At 65.1% G+C, this 23363-nt stretch carries 20 protein-coding genes and 1 tRNA gene; 9 read left to right on the top strand and 12 right to left on the bottom strand.

The genetic code is table 11. The features are described from left to right. Positions 1–10: 10 nt before the first annotated feature. The 4 genes from JTF07_RS04940 to JTF07_RS04925 form a co-directional block, all read right to left on the bottom strand. Entirely contained in the window at positions 11–1501 is a 1491-nt protein-coding gene (locus JTF07_RS04940) for an amino acid permease (RefSeq protein WP_204233154.1), read from the bottom strand. A 130-nt stretch (positions 1502–1631) separates the two neighbouring features. Beyond that, positions 1632–2543: an SDR family NAD(P)-dependent oxidoreductase gene (locus JTF07_RS04935; RefSeq protein ID WP_213018581.1), complete on the bottom strand. Its 912-nt coding sequence runs from the start codon at positions 2541–2543 to the stop codon at positions 1632–1634. A 123-nt stretch (positions 2544–2666) separates the two neighbouring features. Then, positions 2667–3935 (bottom strand): DUF4032 domain-containing protein, encoded by a 1269-nt coding sequence (locus tag JTF07_RS20805; protein ID WP_204233153.1) that lies wholly within the window; start codon positions 3933–3935, stop codon positions 2667–2669. A gap of 3 nt (positions 3936–3938) precedes the next feature. Next, a complete protein-coding gene (locus JTF07_RS04925) occupies positions 3939–4709 on the bottom strand; it encodes an ABC transporter ATP-binding protein (protein ID WP_143920600.1) in 771 nt (256 codons plus the stop codon). Positions 4710–5005: 296 nt separating this feature from the next. On the opposite strand from JTF07_RS04925, the gene JTF07_RS04920 reads away from it, so the two are divergent. Both JTF07_RS04920 and JTF07_RS04915 read left to right on the top strand, forming a co-directional pair. Beyond that, positions 5006–5986, top strand: coding sequence for a LacI family DNA-binding transcriptional regulator (locus JTF07_RS04920; RefSeq protein ID WP_204233152.1), 981 nt, complete (start codon positions 5006–5008; stop codon positions 5984–5986). Further along, positions 5983–7092 (top strand): substrate-binding domain-containing protein, encoded by a 1110-nt coding sequence (locus JTF07_RS04915; RefSeq protein WP_353843872.1) that lies wholly within the window; start codon positions 5983–5985, stop codon positions 7090–7092. The genes JTF07_RS04920 and JTF07_RS04915 overlap by 4 nt, the downstream gene beginning before the upstream one ends. Positions 7093–7136: 44 nt before the next feature. Here the strand turns inward: JTF07_RS04915 and JTF07_RS04910 are convergent, their stop codons facing one another. Further along, positions 7137–8108 (bottom strand): trehalose-phosphatase, encoded by a 972-nt coding sequence (locus JTF07_RS04910; RefSeq protein WP_204233151.1) that lies wholly within the window; start codon positions 8106–8108, stop codon positions 7137–7139. Between the two features lie 77 nt (positions 8109–8185). Then, positions 8186–9766 (bottom strand): alpha,alpha-trehalose-phosphate synthase (UDP-forming), encoded by a 1581-nt coding sequence (locus JTF07_RS04905; RefSeq protein ID WP_204233150.1) that lies wholly within the window; start codon positions 9764–9766, stop codon positions 8186–8188. Between the two features lie 65 nt (positions 9767–9831). Here JTF07_RS04905 and JTF07_RS04900 point away from each other — a divergent pair, with 65 nt between their 5' ends. From JTF07_RS04900 to JTF07_RS04885, 4 genes are all read left to right on the top strand, one after another. Further along, positions 9832–11985: a serine/threonine-protein kinase gene (locus tag JTF07_RS04900; RefSeq protein ID WP_204233149.1), complete on the top strand. Its 2154-nt coding sequence runs from the start codon at positions 9832–9834 to the stop codon at positions 11983–11985. A 156-nt stretch (positions 11986–12141) separates the two neighbouring features. Continuing rightward, positions 12142–13002 carry a DsbA family protein gene (locus tag JTF07_RS04895; RefSeq protein WP_204233148.1) on the top strand — a complete coding sequence of 287 codons (861 nt, stop codon included), beginning with the start codon at positions 12142–12144 and terminating at the stop codon, positions 13000–13002. Between the two features lie 164 nt (positions 13003–13166). Further along, positions 13167–13242, top strand: a tRNA-Thr gene (locus JTF07_RS04890). 247 nt (positions 13243–13489) lie between these two features. Continuing rightward, on the top strand, positions 13490–14179 hold the full coding sequence (locus tag JTF07_RS04885) for a hypothetical protein (RefSeq protein ID WP_252199287.1): 690 nt from the start codon (positions 13490–13492) through the stop codon (positions 14177–14179). 31 nt (positions 14180–14210) lie between these two features. Here the strand turns inward: JTF07_RS04885 and JTF07_RS04880 are convergent, their stop codons facing one another. The 4 genes from JTF07_RS04880 to JTF07_RS04865 all read right to left on the bottom strand — a co-directional run bounded on the left by JTF07_RS04880 (position 14211) and on the right by JTF07_RS04865 (position 19472). Next, positions 14211–16226 (bottom strand): ABC1 kinase family protein, encoded by a 2016-nt coding sequence (locus JTF07_RS04880; RefSeq protein ID WP_252199285.1) that lies wholly within the window; start codon positions 16224–16226, stop codon positions 14211–14213. A gap of 99 nt (positions 16227–16325) precedes the next feature. Then, on the bottom strand, positions 16326–17555 hold the full coding sequence (locus tag JTF07_RS04875; protein ID WP_204233147.1) for an MFS transporter: 1230 nt from the start codon (positions 17553–17555) through the stop codon (positions 16326–16328). A gap of 46 nt (positions 17556–17601) precedes the next feature. Then, the gene (locus tag JTF07_RS04870) at positions 17602–18753 is read right to left on the bottom strand and encodes a sensor histidine kinase (protein ID WP_204233146.1); all 1152 of its coding nucleotides are present in this window, start codon (positions 18751–18753) and stop codon (positions 17602–17604) included. Next, positions 18753–19472: a response regulator transcription factor gene (locus tag JTF07_RS04865; RefSeq protein ID WP_204233145.1), complete on the bottom strand. Its 720-nt coding sequence runs from the start codon at positions 19470–19472 to the stop codon at positions 18753–18755. The genes JTF07_RS04870 and JTF07_RS04865 overlap by 1 nt, the downstream gene beginning before the upstream one ends. Positions 19473–19595: 123 nt before the next feature. On the opposite strand from JTF07_RS04865, the gene JTF07_RS04860 reads away from it, so the two are divergent. The 3 genes from JTF07_RS04860 to JTF07_RS04850 are packed head-to-tail and all read left to right on the top strand — an operon-like array spanning position 19596 to position 21636. Continuing rightward, on the top strand, positions 19596–20285 hold the full coding sequence (locus JTF07_RS04860) for a glycosyltransferase family 2 protein (protein ID WP_204233144.1): 690 nt from the start codon (positions 19596–19598) through the stop codon (positions 20283–20285). Further along, positions 20282–20887: a TIGR04282 family arsenosugar biosynthesis glycosyltransferase gene (locus JTF07_RS04855; RefSeq protein WP_204233143.1), complete on the top strand. Its 606-nt coding sequence runs from the start codon at positions 20282–20284 to the stop codon at positions 20885–20887. Before JTF07_RS04860 ends, JTF07_RS04855 begins: the two co-directional genes overlap by 4 nt. Next, a complete protein-coding gene (locus JTF07_RS04850; protein ID WP_204233142.1) occupies positions 20884–21636 on the top strand; it encodes a methyltransferase domain-containing protein in 753 nt (250 codons plus the stop codon). Before JTF07_RS04855 ends, JTF07_RS04850 begins: the two co-directional genes overlap by 4 nt. Here JTF07_RS04850 and JTF07_RS04845 read toward each other — a convergent pair. Together JTF07_RS04845 and JTF07_RS04840 are read right to left on the bottom strand one after the other, a co-directional pair. After that, positions 21626–22105 (bottom strand): hypothetical protein, encoded by a 480-nt coding sequence (locus JTF07_RS04845; RefSeq protein ID WP_204233141.1) that lies wholly within the window; start codon positions 22103–22105, stop codon positions 21626–21628. The genes JTF07_RS04850 and JTF07_RS04845 overlap by 11 nt on opposite strands. After that, complete coding sequence (locus JTF07_RS04840; RefSeq protein ID WP_204233140.1) at positions 22102–23304, bottom strand: molybdopterin-dependent oxidoreductase; 1203 nt, start codon at positions 23302–23304, stop codon at positions 22102–22104. Before JTF07_RS04840 ends, JTF07_RS04845 begins: the two co-directional genes overlap by 4 nt. Between the last annotated feature and the right edge of the window lie 59 nt (positions 23305–23363).

The following is a 23363-nucleotide window of genomic DNA, read 5'->3' as shown; positions in this document are numbered from 1 at the left end:
GTATCGGCGCTCAGGCGTCCATGCTGGCGCGGTAGTCGCTGTTGCTGAGGGCACCGACGCGGGAGTGGCGGCGGCTGTAGGTGAGGTAGACGACGAAGCCGACGAGCATCCACAGGCCGAAGACGAGCCAGGTGGTCCCGCCGAGGTTGATCATGAGGAAGGCGCACGCCAGGGACCCGAGGATGGGAATCGTCGGGCCGAAGGGCACCGTGAATGAGCGTGGCAGGTCCGGGCGTCTGACGCGCAGATAGATGACCGCGATGTTGACGAGGCAGAAGGCGAACAGGGTGCCGATGCTCGTGGCATTCGCGAGTTCGCCGAGTGGGATCAGTGCCGCGGTGATCGCCACGAGCACGCCGGTGACCAGGGTTCCCACCAGGGGAGTGCCGGTCCGGGGTGAGACGATGCCGAAGACCTTCGGAACCATACCGTCGCGCGACATCGTGAGCAGGATGCGTGATTGTCCGTAGAGGACGGTGATGACGACCGAGAGGATCGCGAGCACCGCGGAGATGGCGAAGATGAAGACCGCGAGATTGGACTGCGTGAGCTCGTGGACGATCTGGACCAGGGGAGCCGTGGTCGAATCGAGACCGAACCACTGCCATTCCCGGGCACCGATCGCGGCCACGGCGACGAGCACGTACATGGTGGTGACAATCACCATGGAGAGGATGATCGCCCGGGGCAGGTCCCGCTTGGGGTTCTTCGCCTCCTCGCCGGCGGTCGAGGCTGCGTCGAAGCCGATGTAGGAGAAGAACACACTCGAGGCCGCGGCGGTGACTCCGGCGGCGCCCATGGGCAGCATCGGTGCGAAGTTGCCGGCCTTGAACGCGGTGAACGCGACGATGGCGAAGAAGACGAGGATGCCGAGCTTGACGAACACGATGATCGTGTTGACGATGCCTGATTCCTTGGCCCCGCGCATGAGCAGCACCGTGGCGAGGAGGACGACGATGAGGGCCGAGAGGTTGATGACTCCGCCTTCACCATCGGGGCCGGCCGACAGTGACGGCGGCAGCGACATTCCGAAGATCCGCAGCGTCTCATTGACGTAGTCGGCGGCCCCTACAGCCACCGCAGCCACGGACACCGCGTACTCGAGGACGAGACACCAACCGCAGATCCACGCCACGCCCTCGCCGAGGGTCGCATAGGAATACGAATAGCTCGATCCCGACACAGGGACCATGCCCGCCATCTCCGCATAGCTGACGGCGGAGAGCAGGGCGGTGATTCCGGCCAGGATGAAGGCCAACCAGACGGCAGGCCCGGCGATAGGCACGGCCTCGCCGAGGATGACGAGAATGCCCGTGCCCAAGGTGGCGCCGACGCTGATCATCGTCAGTTGGAAGACGCCGAAGGTTCTGCGCAGACCGCCGGTGGACGCATCCTGGGAGTCCTCGACCATGCTGCTGATCGACTTGCGACGGACCAGTTGATTGGCCAGCCGGGGTCGATCGGTCGCTGTCGGGGAGGTGGGGTTGTCTCGAACGGTCATGCGAATATTCTTGCACGTGCACCCACCACGGTCGCACGTGCCTCCGTGCTGCGACCGCACGCGACAGCGCCCGACCGCCGCACGCGACAGCACCTGCCCGAGAGCAGCAGCGGAGACCTACATCGGAGCCTTACAGGCGAGGGGAGAAGCGACCGTCCTGGGCCATCCAGCCACCGTCGACGAGCTGCGAGTGTCCGGTGACATACGTCGAGGCGTCGGAGGCGAGGAACAGCACGGGTCCGGCGATCTCGTGGAGGTGCCCCCAGCGGCCCAGCGCGGTCTTCTCCGCATAGGCGGTCCACCACTCATCATCGGCCTTGATCTGCTGCGTCAGCGGAGTGTCGAAGGGACCGGGCAGGATCGCGTTGACGCGCACGCCCTGTGGCCCCAGCTCACTGGCCAGGGTCTTCGTCAACTGGACGACACCGGCCTTGGCCGCGGCGTAGATGCCCTGGCCAGGTTCGATCGCCAGAGCCCGGAATGATGAGTAGGTGACGATCGAACCGCGGCCGCGCTCAGCCATTTCGACGCCGAATCCGCGCATCAGGCGATAGGTGCCTTTGAGATTGATGTCGATGACCCGGTCGAATTCCTCGTCGGTCGTCGACAACAGCCGCTTGCGCACGTTCGCACCAGGGGTGATGACGAGAACCTGGGCCTCCGGGTGGGCCGCGACTAGGGCATTGACCGATTCGGTATCGGTGATGTCCACGCGTGCGGCCTCGGCCCCCGGCGACGAGGCCGCGCTGTGTCCGCCCTTGCCTGTGCCGCCCGTGCTTCCTGTGCCGCCCGGATCGCCTTGGCGTTCGGTGATGATCCGCACGGTCTCCTCGGCACCATCGAGGTTGAGGTCGGCGACGACGACGTGGGCACCGGCATCGGCGAGGCCGATCGCGCTGGCCTGGCCCAGTCCGGAACCGGCTCCGACGACGACGGCGGTGCGGCCGCTGAGGTCGAAGAGGGAGGGGATCGAAGGGTTGTTCTCATTCGTCGGCACACAATTCTGCGTCGAGGGTGATGAGTTCTGCGGGACTTGCGACATCGAAGGTCCTTTGCGTAGCACTGGCAGTTCAGGCGGGGATCGCCTCATAGTCCTCAAACATATGCCCGCCGAGGTGGTGCTCGGGTCCACGTTCCACTTGGTGGAATCCCAGCGCTAACGTTCTCAGAACTTCTGGCTGTCGACGTAGAGCGCTTCGTCGGGGAGGTTCGAGAGGTAGTCGACGATGAAATAGGCGATGGCCTCCATCGTGGGGATGTCGCGCTGCCTGGCCCGGGACATGACGCGCCGGTGCTCGATGAACTCATAGAAGATCTGGCCAGGTTCGAGTTTATGGGTGAGGTTCTCAGGGATGGCGGAGATGAGGGGCTTGTAGACCTCGTCGAGCCACAGCCGCGCGGCCTGGTCCTCGTCGAGTTCGACGGGCTGCTCGCCCGAGCCGTGTGCTCCGCCGGTGAAGCCGGGTGCGCTGCGGTGGGAGTCGAGGTCGTTGAGCATGGTCCGCGCCTGGTTCTCGTTGGCACCGATGCATGTCAGTCGCAGGAGTCTGCGGGAATGGTGGTTGGGCTCGACGACCTTCGGTTCGACCAGCAGGCTGACGCCGTCGAGGTCGGTGGTCACGGTCAACTCGCCCAGGTCGAAGCCCAAGTCGTTGAGGCGGCGGATGCGCTCGTCGATGCGCCAGCGCTCGTTGACGGAGAACTCTTCGACCCGAGTCAGCTCCCGCCACAGCCCGTTGTAGGCCTCGAAGAGACGCTCGCCGGCGGCCATCGGGTCGACCGTCGATTCGATGAGGCCTGCGGCCTGCAGATCGAGGAAGTCACCGGCGATGTTCGTGCGCGCGATGCGCAGATCCATCTGCCGCTGACCGTCGGAGAGCTGATCGTGGAGCTCACCGGTCTCCGCATCGACGACATAGGCCGCGTAGGCGTCGGCATCGCGCCGGAACAGGGTGTTCGACAGGGAGACGTCGCCCCAGTAGAAGCCGACCAGGTGAAGCCGGGCGAGCAGGACCGCGAGTGCGTCGACGAGGCGGTCGGCTGCGTCCGCGGCCAGCGACCGGGAGAACAGAGCACGGTAGGGCAGTGAGAAGTTGAGGTAGGCGGTCAGCAGTGCCCCAGGCAGCTCCGTCGCCGAGGCGGTGGATCGGTTGGTGACATAGGCGCGCGGTTCGACCGTGGGTACGGCGAGGTTTCCGAGCACGCCGAGGATGTCGAATTCGCGCAGGGCCCGACGGTCGTCGGTCTCCTTGATGGCGAGGACCTCATCACCGATCTCGACGAAGCGCACCACATGGCGGGAGATGCCGCGGGGCAGACCACCGAGGAAATCCTGGGGCCACTCACCGAGGGGAAGATGCCACGGAAGTCCTGCGATCGCGTCGTGATCGGCACTGTGGACCGCGTGGATCTGCGGTGCTGAGGTTTCAGGCACCGATCAGGAGTCCACGTCCGCGATCGAGGCGACGAGCGCCTCGGCGACTTCAGGTTTCTCCACCCCGATCAGACGCCCATGGTCGAGGAAGGCGATGCGGTCGCCGAGGACCTTCGCGTCATCGAGATCGGCCGTGGCATAGAGGGTGGTCAGCCCGAATTCCTGCTGCAGATCCTTGACCAGGCGCAGGGTGTCGGCCTGGTACTCGGGAACGAGGTTGACGACCGGTTCGTCCATGATCAGGACCTTGGGCTGACGGACCACGGCGCGGGCCAGGGCGATCGTCTGGCGCTGCAGGGCGGAGAGATCACCGGGCACGGCATCGAGGATGTCGCTGAGCCCGATCTTCGAGGTCACGGACTCGACGCGTTCACGGATCTCCTCGGCCGGGAGACCATCGACACGGAGCGCGAAGCCGAGGTTGTCGCGCACACTCATGTGCGGGTAGAGGGCGTAGCTCTCAAGGGCAAGGGTGACGTCGCGATCGTTGACCGCGGCGTGGGTGACGTCGACTCCGTCGATGAGGATCGTGCCGGTCTTGGGGGCCTCGAGGCCATGGAGCATCCGCAGGATGGTCGATTTGCCGGATCCGGATGGTCCGTAGAGGACGACGAACTCGCCGTCGTCGATGAAGAGATTGAACGGGTGCACCGAGGGGGACACGGTGTTCTCGTAGGCATGACTGAGGCCATTCAACGACACTGTTGACATGTTTCCTCCTAAAGTATTCGTGAGCAGCTGGTCGTCGGTGACCTGGCGGGGATGCTCAGTCATTCACATCCTAAGCCGTTGAATGCGCTCTGTGACAGCCTATTCGACGAAGCGTAGAGTGATTCTCAGCACTGTGCCAGCGCGCAGGCGCACACCTGGGCGGATGCTGGGTGAGAAACCGCGGGTTCAGCGATTGTTCAACGGTTCTCACGCGCCGAACTGACAGACAAGTTTGTTTGTGCAATTGTGTGCGCAGGCGGCGTGTCGGACACAGCCGAGGCTGTCAGCCGAATCTGCAATCGAGGGACACCGCCGCTGAGGTGGTCGCCGGTGGGGTCGGCCCCGATAGACTTCCCAGTATGAAGGTCAAGCTCGACGATGTCGCCGCCCGGGCGGGCGTGTCCCTGGCGACAGTGTCCCGCGTCCTCGGCAGGCGCGGTGCTGTGGCCGAAGAGACCCGGGCAAGAGTGCTCGAAGCCATGGACACCTTGGGCTACTCTCGCTCCACCCTCCTCCATGAGGCACCGAAGCGGTTGGTGGCCGTCAGCGCGCCCGGAAATCCCGAGTACTGGCAGGTTCAGGTCTGTACTCGCGTCGCCGCATCTCTGCAGGAACATGGTCTGCTCATCACCCGTCCGCCGGTCGAGACCGAGACCACGCCGCTGAAGGTCGCCGTCGACGCCGGTGCCGTTGCCCTCGTGACGCCGACGCTGACGAGTCTGCACACCGACATCCCCTGCATTCGCGTCGACGAGCAGTCGGCGGTGGACTCCGGTGATGTCAGCGGCGACATCATCGCCGCACGCCTCGACCTCGGCGGGGGAATGACGACGGCCTTCGAACATCTCCAGGCCATCGGCCACCGACGCATCGGTCTGATCTGCAATGACAGCGGTGAGCTTGCGGTGCAGCTGATCAGACGCTTCCGCGCCGAGCATCCCGCGCGCAACTTCGGGGTCAAGCTCGATGATTGGATCTCGCAGGTTCCGAAGTCCTTCTCCGGCGGTTCGCGCGCCGTCCTCGACCTCAAGGATGCGACCTGCACCGCGGTGATCGTGCAGTCGGCCCTGCAGCTGCACGGGGCTCTGCAGGGTCTGCGCAACCGGCACCTGCAGGTCCCGCGGGACATGTCGATCGTTGGCTTCGGCGATTCGCCGACGATGAAGTTCACCGGGCCACCGGCTACCGTTCTCGGCATCGACGTCGAGGGGCTCTCGCAGGCGCTCGTCGCAGCCACCCTGTCGACGCTGAAGATCTCCGGTGAGGACCTGAAATCGGTCCCGCCGGTGTTTCGGCCCCGGCTCTTGGCCAGGGCCTCGACGACGGCGGCGCGACAGTGACCCCGAGCGCCGACTCACACCCCGGTGCCGGTGCCTCCACAGCAGCCGAGGCACTCCATGCATCCACCGTGCCCGAACCCGGTGAGCACAGACATGTCGGACTCGGTGCCATCGCCGGTGCGGCAGGAGTGTCGAAGGCGACTGCTTCGCGGGCACTGCGCCACCCGGACACAGTGTCCCCGGGGTCATTGGCCAAGGTCCGCCGGGCGTTGGCCATCCTCGGCGTGGACTCGGGCAGTCACGACACACCGTCGAGGCAGATGGTCGCCCTGGTCAGGCCTGCCGCTCCTGCAGGCAACGTCGACCCCTATGGACGCCTGTTCGACCTTCTGACCAGCAAAGTCTTCGCCCAGGGGATTGCTGCTGTGCATGTTGAGGCCGCAGCCTACCGGGCCGATGCCCTGGCCGAATCTCTGCTCGGCCCGGCTGGAAGCGACCCTCATGTCCAGGCAGCGATCGTCCTCGGCGGGGGAGCGGCCGGTGAACTCGCCGCGAAACTGGCCGAGCGGAACCTGCCGCAGATCAGGGTCTCCAATGCCCGGCACGAGGACGGGATCTCTCGCATCGTCCTTGACGCCACGGACGGCATCGCGACCGCGGTGCAGCACCTCGTACACCTGGGGCATCGTCGCATCGGGCTCGCCGTGCTCCGCGACTCAGCCGCGGCAGTGCGCATCGCCGGATTCCGCAAGTCCATGGCCCAGGTCCTCCACATTCCCGCCACCCGTGACCAGGCGCCCGTGGTCGAAGCTGCAGGAGGCACCATGGCCGGAGTCGCCGCGGCCGAGGAGCTGCTCCACCTGCAGTGCTCAGCCGTCATCGCCTGCGCACCATCGCTGTCGTTTGGCATTCTCGAAGCTGCCGCGCGCGCTCGCCTCGACGTTCCGCGGGACCTCTCGCTGCTCACCGTCGGGGACATGCCCGATGCCGATGTCATCGCACCACCCCTGTCGCAGGTCAGCTACGACTGGGAGGCGATCGCCGTCTCCGCGCTCAACGAGGTCAGGGCGATGATGGCCAATCCCGGCGAGGCGGCGGCCATCGACTATTCGATGACCCCGGACCTCGTCCTGCGGGCCAGCGCAGTGCCGCCGCAGCGACGCTGATAGTGCCGCCGCAGCGACGCTGAGAATGCAGCCGGCGAGGCGCTTCAGGGCTGTGGCAGCTGTGCGCGGCGTTCGGTTGCGAGTCGTGTGAGGAGTTCTGCGACCGCGCTGGGATCTGTGATCCGCCACGGCGCGCGGGTCGGGGCCGGTCCGACCTTGATGCTCAGGCCCGTCGGCAGATCTTCGAGTTCGGCGAAGGCATCCTCGTCGGTGACATCGTCGCCGAGGTAGAGGACCGCGGCGGGTGAACCGGCGGCGATGAGCGCCCGCAGACCATCGCCCTTCGTCGCCGTCTTCACTGCAAGCTCGGTGATGTCATGGCCCTCGATGACGCGGATTCCTGGATGTTCGGCCTGGACGGCGATGACATGGGCGTGCAGCGCGGACGCGAACTCCGAGTCGAGGCCACGCGTGTGCACCGTGCGGGAGAACGGCTTCCGCTCGACCCTGACCTCAGTGACCGGGCCAGAGCCAGGCTCTGAGGCCGAGCCAGATTCTGAGTCCAAGTCAGGCTCCGAGCCCGAGCCAGGCTCCGAACTCGTGCCTGATCCCGAGGACAGGTCGTGTTCGAAAGACTCGATATGGGCATCGATCGCGGTGAGCATCCGCTGCTCGGCGACGCTGACCTGGGGCTGATCCATCGTCACCTCAGGTGAGGGAGTCGAGGCCGGCGATGACGAGCCCAGGTCCACCTCGGCGCCGTGCGAACCGACCAGCCACACCGCCGGGGGCGGGTCGGCAAGGCGCCGCAGGGTGGTGACGTCTCGACCGGAGACCAGTGCCACCCGGGTCGCGGGCAGGGTGCTGAGATCAACGATCGCCTGTGCCGATTCCGGGAGCGGCCGGGACAGGTCGGGATTGTCCTGCAGCGGCGCGAGGACACCGTCGAAGTCGAGGGCGATGAGGACTGAACCGGTGCCGGTGATCTGTCTGAGATCGAGGTCGGCCGACGGCGTGTAATCGGGAGTCGATCGTGGTGAGGGTGCCTGCTCAGGTGACAGCGGCTCGGGTGGCACAGCCTCAGGTCGAGGCCGCTCTGAGCGGGACTGACCGGGGCGGGGCTGGGAAGGCGGCATGGAGGCCGGATCCGATGTCACCGACGGCCCTCGCCGGGTGCAGATGCCGGGCTGGAGTCCTGTGCGGCGACGGTGGAGGTGATGCGATCGGATGCCGTCGTCGGCCGTTCGGGCAGGGCGGCTGGACGGTCGGGGATGATCGCCTCCGGGTTCGTGTGGATGGCCTCGAGTTCGGCCAAAAACTTCTTCGACCAGATGCTCACCGTATCCGTGGCGATCTTCTTGCGCATCTGCTTCATCCGCCGTGAGCGTGTCTTCTCATCCATCTGCACGGCGTCGAGGATGCCAGCCTTGACGTCGCCGATGTCGTGGGGGTTGACCATCACGGCACCCTTGAGCTGATCGGCGGCCCCGGTGAACTCGGACAGGACAAGGGCGCCGTCATCACGTCTGCGGCAAGCCACGTACTCCTTGGCCACGAGGTTCATCCCATCCCGCAGTGCCGTCACGAGCATGACGTCCGCGGCGAGGAAGAAGGCGGTCATCTCATCGCGCGGGTAGGAATGGTGGAGGTAGTGGACGGCGATGGACCCGACTTCGGCCTGCTCGCCGTTGATCCGACCGACGGCCAGCTCCACATCGTGACGGATGATCTTGTACTGCTCGAGTCGTTCTCGGGAGGGCGTGGCGATCTGGATCAGGACGACGTCCTCGACATCGAGCTTGCCCTCGGCGAGCAGCTCACCGAAGGCCTTGAGCCGATGTCGGATGCCCTTCGTGTAGTCCATCCGGTCGACGCCGAGCATGACGACCTTCGGGTTGCCGATCTCTTCGCGGATCTGCCGGGCACGTTCGATGATCTTCGGATCACGCGCCAGCTCCTCGAGGTAAGGGGTGTCGATGGAGATTGGGAAGGCTTCGGCGCGCACGATGTGCTCCGGCAGGAAATCCCCGGCCGGGACGTTGACCGTTGAACCCTTCGTCGTGAAATTGAGACGTCCGCGCACCGCACGTCGGAAGTTCGCGGCATCGGCAGGACGTTGGAATCCGATGAGATCCGCGCCGAGGAGGCCGCGGAGGATCTCATCGCGCCAGGGCAGCTGTGCGAAGAGTTCGTAGGGTGGGAAGGGGATGTGGTTGAAGAACCCGATCGCCAGGTCGGGACGCATCCGGCGCACCAGCTGCGGAACCAGCTGGAGCTGATAGTCATGGACCCAGACAGTGGCGCCCTCGGCAGCCACCTCGGCGACCTTGGCCGCGAAGCGCTCATTGACACGCACATACGAGTCCCACCACGTGCGGTGGAACTCGGGCGGGACGATCACATCGTGATAGAGCGGCCACAATGTCGCATTGGAGAATCCTTCATAATATTTGAGGACATCCTCACTCGACAGGGTGACGGGAACCAGATTCATCCCGTCGATCGTGAACGGGTCGAAATCGACGTCGGGCACCCCGGTCCAGCCGATCCACGCACCCTCCTGAGACTTCATCACCGGCGCCACTGCAGTGACCAAACCCCCAGGTGAGGTGCGCCATCCTTGGCTCTTCTCAGCAGGGTCCCTGTCCACGGGCAGACGGTTCGCGACGACGACGAAATCGCTGTCACCATACGCGGATGCGGTAGTGGTTTCGGCAGAGTTGACGGTGTTCATCTGCGCCTCCTCCTGTGTCGGTCCTTAGAACGAACTGTACTCGCTCGACTACGCTTGGGAGGGTGATGGTTCAGGATCTGGGAGGCTACCGCCTCATCGAGGAGCTCGGCTCGGGCGGCATGGGTGTCGTCTATCTCGGTGTCGACGGCGGAAACAACCCTGTCGCAGTGAAGGTTCTTCACCCGCATATCGCCAATGATGAGACCGCTCGCAAACGCCTCGGACGCGAGGTCAGGACCCTGCGACGGATCAAGCATCCCAGAATCGCCGAGGTGCTCGACGCCGAGCTCGAATCCGCGCAGCCCTTCATCATCACCGAATTCGTCGACGGGCAGACGCTGTCCGATGATGTCAGAGACAACGGTCCCTTCGCCGAGGATGAACTCGTCCATTTCGGCCATGCCCTCCTCGATGCCCTCAATGCTGTGCACGAGTCCGGTGTCATCCACCGCGACCTCAAACCCGCGAACGTCATGATCATGGACGGCGAGCCGATGGTCATCGACTTCGGCATCGCCCAGGTCGCCGACGAGGTGCGGGTGACCGCGACGGGCCTGGTGATGGGAACGCCCGGATACCTGTCCCCTGAGATCGCCGATGGCAAGACTTCGAGTGAGAAGACCGACTGGTGGGGGTGGGCCGCGACGATGGCCTATGCCGCCACCGGCCGCAACCCGTACGGCTCTGGTCCTCTCGAAGCGGTGCTGGGGCGAGTGGCCATGGGCAAGTTCGATCTCGACAACGCTCCCCGCAACTTCGTTCCCCTGATCGCGGCCTGCCTCGACCCGAAGCCCGAACGCAGACCCAGCGGTCAGATGATCCTCGACGCACTCGTCGACATCGAGTCCGGACGCGAACCGCAGCTGGGATCCGGTCCGGCTGCCGGGAGTTCGAACCAGGCATCGCCGACCGGGACTGCCCGGATGCCCGCGGTCGACGGCGGTGCGGGCAGCCGGTCAGGCTACGGCAACGCCTTGGGCACAGCCTTCGGCGCTGCTGCCGGCGGAGCCGCCGCTGGTGCCGGCGGAGCCGCGGCTGGTGCTGCTGTCGGTGGTGCCGCAGCCTCTGGCGGAGGCATCGGAGCCGCCGGATACGACGCTTCCGGCTACGGTGCCACCGGGCACGGATCGCCGCGCGGAGGCTACCCGGGTTCAGCGCCGACCCCGAACGCGCCCGGTGGAATGGGACCCGGAGGCGCGGGGACCGGCGGAACTGACCCGCAGGGATACCCACAACAGGGCTATTCTCCACAGGGCCAGCGTCCGCAGAGTCAGCGCCCACAGGGCCCACAGGTGCAGGGCCAGCAGCCGCAGGCCCGATCCGGGATGATGCCCGGCGTGCAGGGGAACCCGCCCACAATGAACCCGGGCCAGATGAACCGGGGAACCGCACCGCCCGTGCGCAATCCCAACGGCGGCATCCAGGCCGCTCCGGGATCAGCGATGGCCGGGACCAACCTCGGCGGGACAGGGTACGGACTCGGTGGACCTCCGACCGTTCGCGGCGGTCCGGCAGCAGGTCAGGGCACTGCCCGACCCGAGCCCACCGGCACAGGAATCCAGTCAGGACAGCAGAGCCGACCGGGCCAGCCGGACCAGCAGGGTTACGGCTGGGGGCCGATGACCTACCGGACGATCCGAACCGGCGGATGGGTGGTGTTCGCCCTCATCCTGCTGGCGATCGCGATCATGCCGCTGGCCCCGCTGCTCGTCACACTCATCGTGTTCCTGTGGTCGATCCTGGCGCGGACCGGCACACGGTTGGACCGCAAGGCCCAGAAGCACCGGTTCGAACGCGGAACGAATGGCAGGGGATTCCTGCGTTCGCTCGCCTCGGCGCCGGGTGCGCTTCTGGCATCGGTGCTGACCTCGATCACATCATTCGTCCTGCCGGCGATCGCGGGTGTCGCGATGCTCGTGCTGACCCGTCTCGACATTGCGGGAATCGTGCCCAGCGGATACTCGGAGCAGTGTTCGGTGTGGGCAGCCGGTGCCGCCGGTGGCTTGGTTCTGTGGCTGGGGCCAGGTGCGGGCAGCCTGCGATTCGGATCACGGCTCATGGTCTCCGGGGTGACGCGCAACCAGCTGGGCCGGCTCATCGCCCTGTCAGCGATCGCGCTCCTCATCATCATCGCGATCATGGTCATCCAGACGGGTTCCGGCATGTCCTGGTGGCCCCTGCCGACGAACCCATTCACCTATCTGCCCGAACCTGTATAGGCACCTTTCAGCCCCGGCGTAGTTGATCCTTGAATTTCACTGGGAGTCGGGGCACCACCTGTTTGGGTAAGGTGGGACGGTCGGGACTCGTATGTCGACCCGATTCCCCACGGTCCGAGGTTGGGCCGACGTCAGACGATCGCAACGTGAGGAACAATGGCGAAGAACAATTCCGGTGACAATCGGCGGAACCAGGCACGTGAGAACGCGCGCCAGATCGCAGCGGCTCAGGAGAAGAAGGAGAAGACCGCCAAGACCATCCTCTACGTGGGGATCGGTGTTGTCGTCGTCGTCGTGGCCGCGGTCGTCGCTGTTCTCATCTTCCAGCAGAGCAAGCCGGGGATGACTCCGGCCAACTTCGTCGCCGGCGGTGTCAGCATGGCCAAGGACGGCGAAGTGGTGCAGCCGAAGCAGATGCCCGACGGTGAGGAGTCGGATCTGCCGACTCCGGCCGATGCCGGTGCCAAGGAGAATGCTGCAACCGTGACGGTCTACCTGGACTTCCAATGCCCAGGGTGCAAGGCATTCGAGGACGCGAACACCCCGACTCTGGAGAAGCTCGCCGACGAAGGCTCGATCGTGCTCGAGTACAAACCGGTGTCGATCCTCGACCGGATGTCCAGCGGCAACGAATACTCGACTCGCGCGGCCAACTCGGCAGCCTGCGTCGTCGACTCGCAGCCCGAAACCGTCAGGGACTTCTTCCCCGCAATGTATGCCCAGCAGCCCGAAGAGCAGGGCAACGGCCGCACCGATGAGGAACTGCTCAAGGTCGCTGAGGATGCCGGAGTCGACACCTCGAAGAAGCTCCAGTCCGATCCCGAGCAGACCGTCGAGAGCTGCGTCACGGATCAGTCGTTCAAGGACTTCGTCGAGAAGACCTCGACGGAGGCTCTGGACAACGGAGTCGAAGCTACTCCGTGGGTGCTCATCAACGGCAAGCAGACCGACAAGACCAGCGACCCGCAGGCGCTGACCTTGGAGATCCTCAAGGCCACCGGAGAGATCAAGGGCTGATCGGCTTCACGAGCATCGGTCGACCGCCGCCGAGGTGGTCGACCGACGCGAAGGTGGTGGTCGACCGATGTTCGTGAGCGAAGTCTGCCTCGCGCCCGTTTTGTCGCCGCGACGGTAAATGGACTACTATCGTGTAGGCGCCGACGACATCGTTTCGCCGCCACGCCTCCCTAGCTCAGTTGGTAGAGCACCGCTCTTGTAAAGCGAAGGTCATCGGTTCGAGTCCGATGGGGGGCTCCACTCAGCCAGGTCAGACAGTGAATTGTCTGGCCTGGTTTCTTCATGCTCGGACACCGGTTTGGGCACCGGCTCGGGCACTGGCTTGGGTGCGGCGATGTGCAGACTCGCGCGAACGTCCTCGGGAGTTGTGGCAGATCTGCTACGAGGTGTGCTTTTATCATCACCCGCATCCGGGGTCGCTGACCATAGAGTATTTCCTTGTCAGGGCCAAACAGCTGTCAATCACACAGCTCATGCAGTGCCCATCATGTCGAAAGGGAACCCGATGAACCGCACCGGACGCCACTCAGCCCGAATCCTCACGCAGACCTCAGCCTTGGCCTTTGCCGCCGTGCTGGCGCTGTCAGCCTGCGGCACCGATGACTCGGCGGCGGAGACAGCCCCCGAGGGCGCAGAGCCCACCCAAGCGCAGGGCGAAGCCCTCGAAGCAGAAGAGACAGCAGACAAGACCACAGAGACGGACGATGCCGAAGGCGCGAGCGACAAGGCCGAGGGCACCGAGGTGAAGGTCGGTGCAGAGTTCACCGATAAGGAGACCGGGGATGTCATCACCGTCGTATCTGCGGTGCGTAACAACCCCACCGAGTACTACGAAGCCGCCGACAACCCTGATGGAGAGATGGTCTACATCGAAGTGAAGGTGGAACCAGGCGAGAGCTACGGCGGGACCATCAGCTCAGCGGACTTCTACCTCGACAGCGCCGGCGAAGAGGCCAACTACGCATCGAGCGCCAGTGCCGAAATCGAGGATGCCGGTTATGAGTATTTCGACCTGGCGCCACGTCGCGATGGAGAGCACACGGGCTACATTCCGATCTACGTGAGTGAAACGGCCGACGAGCTCAAGGGAACCTACCTCCGTCCCGAGGCGAAGGTGCTCGGCGAGGACAAGAAGATCCCCGAATTCACCTCTGAATTCGAGATCCCGGCTTCTTGAGCCTGACAGGTGGGCGCCTGGGACGCACGCGCTAACGGTCGACGTCGCGTTTGAAGACGAGCATGAGCGATCGCATGCTGAGGACGAAGCCGCCGAAGAGCAGGACGAAGCCGAAGAACGCGTAGAGGTGGATGCCCTCGGTCAGCAGCGGCCCTTCCTCGCTGGTGATGAGGACGATCGAGCCCAATACCGCAGCGCCGGCGAGGACAGCGACGATGAGCTGCTGGAACAGGCTCGTGAGGAATCGTCGATCGGAGGTGTTCTCCAGTACGCTCATATTCATCGAGAAGCGGCCCTGCTCGAGGTCCTCGGTGATCTTGTTGAGCCGCCGAGGCAGGCGGTCGATCATCGGCAGGATCTGCATCGCACGGCGCTGTAGTTCGTCGGTGATCTTCGTGGACTTCAGCTTGCTGCGCATGAGTCGGTTGCCCTCGCTGCGGGCGACGGCGACCACATCGAAGGTGGGGTCGATGACGAGGAGGGCCCCTTCGACCGATGCCAGGGCACGGAATGCTGCACTGATCGGGGCCGGGACTGAGAACCGGTGGGCCAGGACAAGGTTGAACAGATCGTCGAAGAGCTTCTGCCCGTTGTACGAGTGGCTTCCGCCGCCGTAGCGGGTGAGCAGCTCGCCGACCGCACGTTCGACGGCCCGATCGTCGAGGTTCTCGGGGCGTCCGAGGAGTTCGATGAGGGAGTCGGTGGCTCCTGCACTGTCGTTCTGATCAATCGAGTAGAGCATGAGTCCCAGGGCCGTCTGCGTTCCCGGGTCGAGTCTGCCGACCGCGCCGAAGTCCAGCAGGCCCAATCCGCCGTCGGGCATGATGAAGATGTTGCCCGAGTGCAAGTCGGCGTGGAAGACGCCATCGGTGATGATCTGTTCGAGTGTGGCGCCGAGAAGAGTGGTGGCCAAAGCCTTCCGTTCCTTCTCCGAGAGCTCCGCGAGGAGGGCCCCGGCCGAAGACACCGGTTGTCCCGGCAGCTTGTCCATGATGAGGAGTCGTTCGCTCGAGAGTTGCGGATAGCCGTGGGGCACCGTCACGGAGAACTTGCCCGACCGCTTCAGACTGTCCTCGATGGTGCGCATGTTGCCGAGTTCGATCCGATAGTCGAGTTCCTCTTCGAGGGAGTTGGCGAAGCCCGTGGCAAGGGCCTCGATTCCCAGATCCTGGCCCCACACGGTTGTCTTGTTCAGCCATCTGGCCAAACGCAGAATGATGTCGAGGTCCTGATTGACCTGGTTGAGAGCCTTCGGGCGCTGGACCTTGACGATGACGTCGGTGCCGTCGAGCAGTGTGGCCTCATGGACCTGCGCCACCGAGGCCGCGGCCAGGGGTGTTGCGTCGATGCGGGAGAACACGTCGTTCAGCGGCCTGCCCATGCGCTCGACGATCGCCGGTTCGATGACGGACCAGGGTTCGGGAGAGACCTGAGTCTGCAGCATCTCCAGTTCGCGGATGTACTCGGGCGGCAGCACATCACGACGAGTCGAGAGCATCTGGCCGAGCTTGACGAAGGTGACTCCGGCTTCGGACAGTGAGTTCTTCAGGGCTCGGGCCGTCTTCGCCTCGCGCCCAGGGGCCGTGCCCCGACCGAAGCCGCGGATCTGTGCACCCAGGCCGTGACGCACGGCGATCGAGACGACCTCGGCGTAGCGTCGACCGCGTCGCCTGCGCGCCTTCCAGCCGAAGAACAGCGTCTGCGGACCGGGCACCGATCCTGTCGGGAAGGCAGCTTCGATGACGACGAGAGCACCGACGCCGAGGGCGAAGATCCAGCCGGTCGCCAGCAGCAGGAGCATGAGTGCGACACCCGGGGCCACGTCGAGACCGCCAGGATTCTGTCCTGTCCCGGCGCGATAGAGGTACTGCACTGTCACGGCCATGACCGCGCTCATCACCAGGCCTACGCCGATGGTTCGCGGCCAGCCCGTCGGGACACCGACGACGCGTCGCACAACCGTGGCAGCCAGCCATGATTGAAGCAGGAGGAACAGCAGGGCAGCGATGCTCAGCAGCGCAAAGGCTCCGAAATCGAGGGCGACCATGTCCGCCTCTCCTTCCACGGGGGTGTCTGGGTGGGGCAGTCCGGGCGTTGAAGGTGGGTTGTCACCAGCCTAGACGGTTCAGGGGAGTTCGACCGGTCTTCAGCGGCGGCGTCGACTGGGCAGGCGGATCTGCTGGGACCAGATGAGAGCCCACACAGCGCCTAAGATGGCGAAGAGCCCCGGGAACAGAATCCCGAAGCGCAGTGAGGCGACCGTGATGACCAGTGAGATGAGGGTCGGTCCGGCCAGTTTGCCGCCGTTGGAGAAGATCGCCCAGATGCCCAAGAAACGGGCGCGTCCGATCGCCGGCGACAGATCGGCACCGATGGTCATGTTCACACCCGCACCCAGACCGTTGCCGAAGGCCATGACTGCTGCGGCCGCGATCATGCCGGTCAGATCCGGACGCAGCACCATGACGATGAAGCCGGACCCGAAGATCGTCAGACACACCACCAACGTCGTCGTCCGCCCGAGGTGGTCCTTGATATAGGCGCCGAGGAACATGAAGCCGAGTTCGAGGGCGGCGCCGAAGGCGATGAGCAGCGAGATCGACGATTCGTGCATCCCGATCTCGACGCCCCACAGCTGGATCACCACGGGCTGAGCCGACCGAGCCACAGTCAGTGCAGCGACCGAGATCCCCACGAGGACCACAGCCTTCCACCTCACATCGAGGCGAGGGCGGGGCTGCTCTGGTACTGTCAGCGCCTGACGTGAATCGGACGCACCAGCACCAGAGTTCCCGCGGCCCGAGTAGCCGGGGATGTGGGCGATGGGCAGGGCCATGACGACGATGGCGGCGACGGCCGCGACTCCAGCGAAGACGAACACCGACCACAGCGGGAAGGCGAACATGAGTCCGGCGCCGGCGATGGGGCCGATCAGGTTGCCCACCCGCTGAGTTCCACCCAGCGCCGTCATCGCCTTGGCCAGGTCCTTCGCCGGCATCACCTCGGCGACCACAGCCTGCCGGGCCAGGCTCCACACATCGGCGACCGGGGCGAAGAGCATGAGCGCCACCGTGTAGAGAACAAGCGAGGCAGGCGAGTCCCAGAGGAAGGACGCGACGATCCCGCCGAGAACGACGACCGCGGTCATCGTGGCGACGAGCATCGCCCGGAAGTCGCCGAGGCGGTCGATGAGGATCCCGGCCGGCACAGTCGCGACAAGGGACACTGCGCCCATGATGCCGACGATGGCGGCGGCGAAGGATGAACTCGAGCCCAGGTCGAGCGCACCGAGGACCAGAACCGGAAGCATTGCGCCCACACCGACGGCGAAGAGAAGGGACGGTGCGAGGACCGGCCACAGGATGGGTTTGAGCACCTGATCAGTCTAGTTGACGACCGATCGCAGGAATTCGTGCAGGCGCCTAGAGCAGGGGTGCTGCTGCGGGGAGTCGAACCTCGAAGCGCGCTCCTGCCGGTGTGTTGCTGACTCCGACGGTGCCGGCATGGGCCTCGACGATTCCGCGCACGATGGCCAGTCCCAGGCCGGCACCCGCGGTGAGCACCTCGTCTTCCGGAGTTCGTGAAGGGGTGCCGCGCCAACCGGTGACGAAGATTTCGGTCAGTGCCGCGTTTGGGACCCCTCCGCCGGCGTCGCTGACCGTGAGCACAGCCTGCTGCTGACCGTTCCGACTCGTCTCGAGCACGACCTCGGCATTCTTGGGAGAGTGCTGCAGGGCATTCATCAACAGGTTTTCGACCACGCGGGTCAGCTCCCTGGGATCACCGGTCACCACGACGTCCTGGAGGCCCAGCGCCTCCACCGAGATTCCCTTCGACTCGGCGATCGGACGCAGATCGGCCACAGTGTCCGACACCAGGTCATAGAGGCTGATCTCAACGCTGTCGAGTTCGAGGTTGCCCGACTGTATCCGAGACAGAGCGAACAGATCGTCGACCATATGTGAGAGCCGATCCACCTGCAGCTTGATCTTCTCGTGGTATCTGGTGGGATCGTCGACCATTCCGTCTTCGAGCGCCTCGGCCATGGCCTTGAGCCCCGCCATCGGAGTCCGCAGGTCATGTGCGATCCATGCGATGAGTTCTCTGCGCGAACGGTCGAGGGCTGCCACCTCGTCTCTGGCATCGGCGAGCTTCTGGCTCGTGGAGATGAGTTCGGCCTTCACCTGAGCGGTCTCGGAGACGTCCTTGGGGTCAGGGCTGGCACCGAGGCGACGTCCCTCACCGACTTCGGCCGTCAGGGTCTTGAGGTCGCGGTACTCCCGGGCGATGAGCCGGCCGAGCACCCACGTCACGACCATCGTCGACAGGAAGGAGGCGAAGGCGACGGTGAAGAACACGTAGAGGTCGTGTTCAGACAGATACATGGCCGCGGAGATAGCGATCATGCCGGCGAGCACGGACGACAGCGTCGTCGCCACAATGATGACGAGTCGAACTCTCAGCGATCGACGCCGGAACAGCCACAGTGCAAAGACGCCGAGTCCACCGATGACCACAGAACAGCCGATCGCGACAAGAAAGATGATGGACATCTCCGGAAACGGCAGGAGCATCAGCTCTCCTTCTCAACGTCGAAGCGGTAGCCGGCTCCCCACACCGTGGCCAGGTGCTTCGCCTGGGAAGGGTCGTCTTCGATCTTCGCTCGCAACCGTCGCACGGTCACGGTGATGGTCGACAGGTCGCCGATCTCCCATCCCCAGACGGACTTGAGAAGGGCCTCACGATCGAAGACCTGGTGCGGGTGCTTGAGGAAGAAGGCGAGGAGATCGAATTCGCGTGCCGAAAGCTCGAGGGGAACCCCGTTGCGGCTCACCTTCCGGGCGGAGACGTCGAGCCGGAACGGGCCCAGCCTGAAGGGGACCTCTGGTGCCGCCTCGTCGACGGTGCGTTTGAGGATCGACCCCACGCGCAGCACGAGTTCTCGCGGGGAGAACGGCTTCGTCAGGTAGTCGTCGGCCCCGGATTCGAAACCGTCGATCCGGTCCTCCGTGGCCGAGAGCGCAGTGAGCATGAGTATTGGAACGTCTGAGAAGGTCCGCAGACGACGGCACACCTCTGTCCCATCGATGCCCGGCAGCTTCCGGTCGAGCACGACGAGGTCGGGGACCCCCTCGGCGACGGCGTCGAGGGCTTGGAACCCATCGGTGACCTCGTCGACGAGGAATCCGGCGGCGCGCAGATAGTTGCGGGCAACCTCGGCGACGGTCGGGTCGTCCTCGACGAGGAGGAGCCTGCGGTCGCGCAGGGGAGAACTCGCGGGTGCATGAGTCATGGCCTCAGTCTAAGAACCCGAACCCCCGGCCGAGCACCGAAACCGGTGCGAGAGGGCAGTTTGTCCCTGGTTCGTAAGATTTCTCGACCGTCTGCGGAGGGGCCAGATACCTAGTCTCGACTTATGCCGAAATCTTCGCAGCCGACCTCAGCGGCGCCCATTGACCTCATTCTGCCGTGTCTCAACGAAGCGCGTGCCCTGCCGGAAGTTCTCGGGAGCCTTCCGCCCGGTGTGCGTGCCATTGTCGTCGACAATGGATCGACCGATTCCTCCGCCGAGGTCGCCCGGTCCTCGGGTGCCCAGGTGATCGTCGAATACCGGCGGGGATTCGGAGCGGCCGTGCAGGCCGGGGTGATGGCGGCAACGGCCGAGGTGATTGCGATCTGTGACGCGGACGGGTCCTTCGACCTCGCCGAGCTCGGTCGGGTGAGTGGACCTGTAGTGGCAGGAGAGACCGATCTCATGCTCGGTCGACGCCGCGCCTCAAATCTGCGGGCCTGGCCGGTCCACGCGAGAATCGCCAACCACGTGCTGTCCGGTCTCATCCGCGTACGCACCGGTCTGGAACTCCACGACCTCGGGCCCATGCGCGCCATACGCAGAGCGGCACTGCTCGATCTCGACCTGCACGATCCTCGCAGCGGCTACCCGCTTGAAATGGTGCTGCGCGCCCACCTGACCGGTCTGCGAGTCGACGAGGTGCCCGTGAGCTACCGCCCGAGAATCGGGCGTTCGAAGGTGACCGGCACGCTGAAGGGCACGCTCACCGCGATCGCCGATATGACCCGAATGCTCAAGGAGATCCCCGCATGACCACAATCATCATGCTCGCGAAGGAATGCAGTCCGGGAAAGGTGAAGACCCGCCTGCACCCGCCGCTCAGCCTCGAGGCCGCCGCAGATATCGCCGCCGCCTGCATCGACATCACCGCCACCGCCGTCGAGTCCCTCGAATGGACGCGGAAGATCCTCTGCTTCGACGGAGACTCTCTGCCCCGCGACTTCGACGGCTGGGATGTCATCGAGCAGGCTGGTGGCGGACTCGATGAGCGGATCGGGGCGGTGTTCGACGTCTGCAGCGGACCGACCGTCCTCATCGGAATGGATTCCCCACATCTGGATCCCCTGGTGCTCGAAACCGTGAGTCGCGCATGGCCAGAGGGGTGTGATGCCTGGTTCGGTCCTGCCGTCGACGGTGGATTCTGGGCTCTGGGACTGCGCAAACCCGACGGTGACCTTGTGCGCGGAGTGCCGATGTCGCGCGACGACACTGGGGCGATCCAGCATGCACGGCTCATCGACGCTGGCCTGGCGACGACGCTTCTGCCGAGCCTGCGTGACATCGACACGATCGATGACCTCGATGCCGCGGCCCGACTGCTGCCCGGAACGGTACTCGGAATGAGGGCATCATGACGCTCACGGCGCAGTCCACGTATTTCGGTCACGGAGGAACCCACCCGTACGAGCGCTCGCTGCTGGGCGGCGGGGCACTGACCCTCCGCGCAGTCGGTGACACCTCTGTCGCGACGACGATCATGGACGTCGATCGGTATGCCGCGGACGCTGATGCAGCCGACCTCAGCGTCATCGAACACAGTGTCGGAGCCGTCATCGACTTAGGCTGCGGTCCCGGCCGGATGGTCCGCGCCGCGATTGTGTCCGGGCGCTTCGCCCTGGGGATCGATGTGTCAGCGACCGCAGTGGCGATGGCCCACGATTCGGGGCTGCCGGTCCTGCGCCACGACATCAACGACACCCTGCCTCTGGAAGGGAAATGGGGGACCGCGCTGCTCCTCGACGGAAACATCGGCATCGGCGGCGACCCACATGCCCTGCTCAACCGAGCCCGCCTCCTCGTCAACCCAAAGGGGCTCGTCATCGTCGAGACCTCGGCTGCGGACGGGGAAGAACGCTGCTTCCTCGCCGAAGTGCGCGACCGCTGCGGTCGATCGAGCGGACCCTTCCCTTGGGCTCAGATCGGTGCGGGTCCGCTCATCCGGATCGCCGCCGAGCTGGGGCTGCAGGTGGAGGCGTGTTGGAGCGTGGGAGACGAGGCTGAAGCCCGCAAAGACGTAGAGTCCGAGGCCGAAGGGGGCGAAGATGAACGTGGAGCCGACGGCGAAGGGGGTGGCGTGCGCACGTTCCTGGCTCTCAGCGCCTGAGACGTGCGGCGATGAGGCCGACGCCGAGGACGGTGAAGACAGCCGCGACGACGAACGCCCACAGCCACAGGAGATTGTGGGCGTAGTCGCCGGGCAGGATCGTCGGATTCGCAACACCGCGGCCCAACGCTACGATCTCCGGCACGACGACGACCGAGATGAGGCACGCCGCGACGAGCAGTGTGCGGGTGATCGCGAGCCGGCGAGAACCAGGAATCAGCCGGAAGCCAGAGCCTGACCCAGCAGAGCCTGGCTCAGCGAGAGACCTCGTCTTCTGGCCGAAGGCGAACCGAGCGATGAGCGTCACGACGGGCACGAGGACGAAATCGTGGAGGACGACGGCCGCCGCCAGCCATATCGCGAGCCCGATGATCTGGTCGAGTCCGAAGCGGGTGAGCACAAGGAAGGCGCCATAGGATGCGATGCCGATACCGATGAGAACAAGAGAGGTTCTCAGAGCCACATTCATGCGATCACCTCGATGGTCGAAATCCATTTCGTCTGCAGGACACCGGGTCGACCGGGCGCGATGATGCGAGCGGGGTACCCGTGGTCGAGGTCGAGGACCTCACCGTTGAGCTCTAAGGCGATGAGCGTGAGATCGTCGGAGGCGAATTCCGGGCCCATCACGCTGGTGGCATAACCGCCCCTGGTCTGCAGGCTCGAGACTCTGATCCGCGAATTCGGGTCGATTCCCGTACGGCTGAGGACCTCACGCAGTGCCACGCCCCTCCACCAAGCGGCGGTCGACCAGCCTTCGACACAGGCGATCGGAATGACCGCCTGTGTCTGCGGCAACGCCAGCAGCTCGTCGCGGGTGAAGCGCCGCGACACCCCCGGTCCGCTGACGTCGAGCCTCCATTCGGGGTCGACAGCGGTGGTGAGCACTTCAGCCGCGGCGGCGGTGCGATTGACCGGCAGTCCCTGTGGCCCTTCTCCGTATCGGCGTGGACCGAAGAGGTTGATGCCTGCGAAGAGCTTCGTCGACTGCCCTGCGGTGGTGGCCAGGATGGCCCCCGCCGCGGTGAAGATGGAGGCGAGGAAGATACGACGATCGAGCTCGACGGTGCTGGGCCGCACCCGCCAGTGCTCGATGATCCGCGGCAGTTGGAAAGCAATGTGGGCAAGCAGAGAGCCGACGATCACCCAGGCCAGCGCATAGTGGGTGGAGCGGAATGAGAACGGCCAGCCGTACCAGTGGTAGATGTTCATGACGCCGATCGTGAGTTCGAGGAGACTCGCAGAGACGAGCACCCCGATGAGAGCTCGTTCGAGGAGATGGACCCACGAGGTGATCGGCGGCCAGGTGAAGAGACGTGGGAAGACGGTCCACAGCTTCGCCAGCAGCAGGGGGACCGATGCCAGGCCCGCCGCCACATGCACGCCCTGGGTGATCTGATAGATCGTGACAGGACGGGTGGGGAAGCGCATCCAGGAGAGTGGATCCTGAAGGAAGTGGCTGAAGAGGCCGGTGACGAAGCAGACCGCGAAGGCGAGTCCGAGCAGACGCCCGACGACGACTGCGGTGCGGGGACCGCGGACCGGGTCGGAGGGTGCAAGCGTCGACGACACTGCGATCCGAGCACGGTCGAAGCGCGAGCCTCTGCTCGAGTCGGTGGTCACCGGCGGCTGTTCATCTTCGGGAATTCGAGGATCGTGAGCGGACATGGTTTGAGACTAGGGACGCACCGTCGGCGCCGTGTGCGGATTTTCTTACGGTCCGAGGA

It is taken from the genome of Brevibacterium sp. RIT 803 (genome assembly GCF_016892625.1).
In the GTDB taxonomy this organism is placed as follows: Bacteria; Actinomycetota; Actinomycetes; order Actinomycetales; family Brevibacteriaceae; genus Brevibacterium.
The sequence above is the reverse complement of the archived record's forward strand: the minus strand, read 5'-3'. Positions and strand labels throughout refer to the sequence as shown.

Excerpts from the sequence above, each read along its gene's own strand:
- JTF07_RS04860 (WP_204233144.1), top strand. The coding sequence starts at position 19,596 with ATGCCGAAATCTTCGCAGCCGACCTCAGCGGCGCCCATTGACCTCATT.
- JTF07_RS04895 (WP_204233148.1), top strand. The coding sequence starts at position 12,142 with ATGGCGAAGAACAATTCCGGTGACAATCGGCGGAACCAGGCACGTGAG.
- JTF07_RS04855 (WP_204233143.1), top strand. The coding sequence starts at position 20,282 with ATGACCACAATCATCATGCTCGCGAAGGAATGCAGTCCGGGAAAGGTG.
- JTF07_RS04880 (WP_252199285.1), bottom strand. The coding sequence starts at position 16,226 with ATGGTCGCCCTCGATTTCGGAGCCTTTGCGCTGCTGAGCATCGCTGCC.
- JTF07_RS04905 (WP_204233150.1), bottom strand. The coding sequence starts at position 9,766 with ATGAACACCGTCAACTCTGCCGAAACCACTACCGCATCCGCGTATGGT.
- JTF07_RS04870 (WP_204233146.1), bottom strand. The coding sequence starts at position 18,753 with ATGCTCCTGCCGTTTCCGGAGATGTCCATCATCTTTCTTGTCGCGATC.
- JTF07_RS04935 (WP_213018581.1), bottom strand. The coding sequence starts at position 2,543 with ATGTCGCAAGTCCCGCAGAACTCATCACCCTCGACGCAGAATTGTGTG.
- JTF07_RS04885 (WP_252199287.1), top strand. The coding sequence starts at position 13,490 with ATGTCGAAAGGGAACCCGATGAACCGCACCGGACGCCACTCAGCCCGA.
- JTF07_RS04840 (WP_204233140.1), bottom strand. The coding sequence starts at position 23,304 with ATGTCCGCTCACGATCCTCGAATTCCCGAAGATGAACAGCCGCCGGTG.
- JTF07_RS04845 (WP_204233141.1), bottom strand. The coding sequence starts at position 22,105 with ATGAATGTGGCTCTGAGAACCTCTCTTGTTCTCATCGGTATCGGCATC.
- JTF07_RS04925 (WP_143920600.1), bottom strand. The coding sequence starts at position 4,709 with ATGACTGAGCATCCCCGCCAGGTCACCGACGACCAGCTGCTCACGAAT.
- JTF07_RS04920 (WP_204233152.1), top strand. The coding sequence starts at position 5,006 with ATGAAGGTCAAGCTCGACGATGTCGCCGCCCGGGCGGGCGTGTCCCTG.
- JTF07_RS04900 (WP_204233149.1), top strand. The coding sequence starts at position 9,832 with ATGGTTCAGGATCTGGGAGGCTACCGCCTCATCGAGGAGCTCGGCTCG.
- JTF07_RS04850 (WP_204233142.1), top strand. The coding sequence starts at position 20,884 with ATGACGCTCACGGCGCAGTCCACGTATTTCGGTCACGGAGGAACCCAC.
- JTF07_RS04865 (WP_204233145.1), bottom strand. The coding sequence starts at position 19,472 with ATGACTCATGCACCCGCGAGTTCTCCCCTGCGCGACCGCAGGCTCCTC.
- JTF07_RS04940 (WP_204233154.1), bottom strand. The coding sequence starts at position 1,501 with ATGACCGTTCGAGACAACCCCACCTCCCCGACAGCGACCGATCGACCC.